This is a genomic window from Klebsiella sp. 2019SCSN059 (genome assembly GCF_021739525.1).
Taxonomy (GTDB): Bacteria; Pseudomonadota; Gammaproteobacteria; order Enterobacterales; family Enterobacteriaceae; genus Klebsiella; species Klebsiella quasipneumoniae.
Map to the genome: position 1 here is coordinate 1 of NZ_JAKKOM010000101.1, position 1601 is coordinate 1601.

The 1601-nt window shown below is 44.5% G+C and carries 3 protein-coding genes; all 3 read right to left on the minus strand.

What is annotated here, in order from left to right; all coding sequences use genetic code 11:
* Nucleotides 1–106: 106 nt before the first annotated feature.
* Nucleotides 107–565 carry a type II toxin-antitoxin system YafO family toxin gene (locus L2I46_RS29035; RefSeq protein WP_032414405.1) on the minus strand — a complete coding sequence of 153 codons (459 nt, stop codon included), beginning with the start codon at nt 563–565 and terminating at the stop codon, nt 107–109.
* Nucleotides 566–573: 8 nt separating this feature from the next.
* Nucleotides 574–1110 (minus strand): hypothetical protein, encoded by a 537-nt coding sequence (locus L2I46_RS29040; RefSeq protein ID WP_023287162.1) that lies wholly within the window; start codon nt 1108–1110, stop codon nt 574–576.
* 110 nt (nt 1111–1220) lie between these two features.
* Nucleotides 1221–1601 (minus strand): hypothetical protein (locus L2I46_RS29045; protein WP_204128849.1); only part of this gene is annotated, 381 nt, incomplete at its 5' end.

Here is a 1601-nt window from a genome sequence, read left to right on the forward strand (position 1 = left end):
AAAGCGTGCGTATTGCCTGAAAACACAACCCGCTACGGGGGAGACTTACCCGAAATCTGATTTATTCAACAAAGCCGAAGGAATGGTGAAGGTATCTCACTGATAATTAGAAGATATCTTCACGGAACTCTTTTGCTACTGCGGCCAATTCTCTCATTTGTCGATAGTCTTGGCCTTCCGCATGTGCCCAAGGGTGGAAAACCGCAAGAAGGCTATATTGGTTTTCATCAAGTATGTTTTGGACATACACCAGGCAGGTATCAGAAGTTCTATGCCATTGCACAGTGGCTTGGTCTGGTTTACGAGCGTGCTTACCCTTTGGGGTAATAGGCGGCTCAAACTTATTCATACCGAGTTCTAGGTGTATATGCCACATGTGCGCATCTTTCACCTCATCGGGTCGATCATATAGAGTATCTCGGCCGAAATAATGAGGGAGTTTGCCAGTCGCCTTGTAGATAACAAAGTCATCTAGCAAACTCTGTTCGAGGCTAGGGAATTTTGTAAAAACCGGGGCAAAGAAACGGTCGTAAGTTTTTGGGTTGTAAGTTACAGAAATATGCAAGTTACACCTCAATGAATCATAACAGAGGTGCCATGATCGGCCAGTTGGCGCAGTCCATCCATGCTTATGTTACTGACATACGACTCCGGCTCTTTAGTCATCTGGTGAATGAGATGGTTCAGGTTAGATGCTGCAGAACGCGCTTTTGCTACGGTAAGTAGTGTAAGGCGCATGGCTTCTCGTTGCTCAGCACTGACTTCGCGATAAACATTTTTTACCAAGCCCTCAAGTCCACGCAACTGCAGTTCGCAAAGACTCACGGTTTCAGGTTGAAGCTCAGATATCACCTTATGGATATGATCGTAACCAGCCTTAGAAAGCATCCAGTAGGCTTTTTCTAAAGTTTCTCTCAAACCATCAATGGTTTGAATTGCGTCTGACACTTTTTGCTCAGGTTGCAACGTGCTGTTTCTTAAAATAGAAACATATCGGCCACCTGATGCACCACTATCCGCCGGCATTTGGTTAGGGCAACAAAAAGCTGTTGTCTGCTGCATCAGCAAACCAACGGCTGCGGCTACTTTCATTGAATCTAAAAAAGCCATTTTTTGTTTCCTAGTTGCTACTATCATGCTCATAGCGACATTGTAGTTCAATTTCTTGTCGATTTATAGAGTAATCGACAATCATGGAGAGTAACCAAAAACGCTCTCGCCTACCACTTCGGAAAACCAAGCTCGTCATTTTCGACGAGAAGAGGGGCTACACGGTAGCGGTGTCCTTTTAGAGAAGATCGCTTTTTCGGAATTTCGTAAAATTCAGTGGCTGTATCAAACAGATAAAGCGCTTCGACTGGATTTGCGAAACACCAACGGTAACGGAACGGTGTAATTTCTTCGATATCCATGCACACAGACGTGGTGTAGGCTAGGGGAAGTATCCCGATCCAGCTTCCGTCATCGATTTTTCGAACTTTAATAAATCCTTGTCCAAAAAGAAAATTTTCAACTTCACTGGGATTTGTTGAATAAATCGAACTTTTGCTGAGTTGAAGGATCAGATCACGCATCTTCCCGACAACGCAGACCGTTCCGTG